This window comes from Nocardia sp. NPDC058058 (assembly GCF_042885355.1).
In the GTDB taxonomy this organism is placed as follows: Bacteria; Actinomycetota; Actinomycetes; order Mycobacteriales; family Mycobacteriaceae; genus Nocardia.
In genome coordinates this window covers 1-1,168 of sequence record NZ_JBHVSA010000038.1, presented here as the reverse complement: position 1 = coordinate 1,168, position 1,168 = coordinate 1, and the positions used below count along the sequence as shown (strand labels likewise).

Here is a 1,168-nt window from a genome sequence, read left to right as displayed (position 1 = left end):
GGTTCCGCTCGGTGCGCTCGAACTCCTTCCAGCGCTCCAGCCACTCGCCGTAGGGGGACTCCAGGCCGCGCGCGAGCAGCGCCTCGTGCAGGGCGTCGGTGCGCGGCTTGTTGAAGCCCTGGTTGTAGTACAGCTTCTGCGGCTGGTACGCCGGGCCGAACTCGGCCTCCGGGTACTTCTCGGTGTCGGCGGCGCCGTCGAAGGCCACCATCGAGATCTTGTGGGTCATGATGTGGTCGGGGTGCGGGTAGCCGCCGTTCTCGTCGTACGTGGTGATGACCTGCGGCTTGAACGCGCGGATCTTCTTCACCAGCCGGCCCGCGGCCTCCTCCACGTCCGCCAGGGCGAAGCAGCCGTCGGGCAGCGGGGGCAGCGGGTCGCCCTCGGGGAGGCCGGAGTCGACGTACCCGAGCCACTCCTGCTCGATGCCGAGGATCTCGCGCGCCTCGTCCATCTCCCTGGCGCGGACCTCGTGGATGTTCTCCTCGATGTACTTGTCGCCCTGGAGCTTGGGGTTGAGGATCGAGCCGCGCTCGCCGCCGGTGCAGGTCACCACCAGCACGGGCATCCCCTCGGACACGTACTTGGCCATGGTGGCCGCGCCCTTGCTCGACTCGTCGTCGGGGTGGGCGTGGACGGCCATCAGTCGAAGCTGCTCGGTCAAGACAGGATCCTCTGTGATTCGTCAGCGTGGGCGGTTCCTATACTGACCGAATCGGGGGGCGGAAAATTCCATGGAAGGAACGATCATGAGCTCGGTGCGCGAGGGCCTCCCCGAGGGCCGCTACGGCCGGTCGGCGGACGAGCGCGCCGACCGGAAGCTCAAGATCGTCGGCTCGGTGCTGGGCGTGGGCCTGCTGGGCGTGGTCGGCTGGATCGGCTGGGACTACGTGGCGGGCCAGGCCGTCAGCGCCGAGGTGATCAAGTTCCAGGTGGTCTCGGACTCCGAGGTGAAGGTGCACCTGGAGGTCCGCAAGGAGGCCTCGGTCACCGGTGTCTGCACCCTGATCTCGCAGAACAAGGAGCACGCCGAGGTGGGCCGCGCGGACTACACGTTCGGCCAGCGCGAGAGCCGGGTCGACGAGGTGGTCACGCTGAAGACCACCGGCCGCGCCACGATGATCGACCTGGTCGGCTGCCAGCCGTCGACCGCCACCACCACCGCGAG

General features: G+C 68.5%; 2 protein-coding genes. One reads left to right on the top strand and one right to left on the bottom strand.

The annotated features are described in order from the left end of the window. Positions 1-643 (bottom strand): mycothiol conjugate amidase Mca (mca, locus tag ACFVUS_RS43995; protein WP_387781542.1); only part of this gene is annotated, 643 nt, incomplete at its 3' end. Positions 644-749: 106 nt separating this feature from the next. Here mca and ACFVUS_RS43990 point away from each other — a divergent pair. Beyond that, positions 750-1,168, top strand: a 419-nt coding sequence (locus ACFVUS_RS43990) for a DUF4307 domain-containing protein (protein ID WP_387781539.1), incomplete at its 3' end; no start/stop codon positions are given.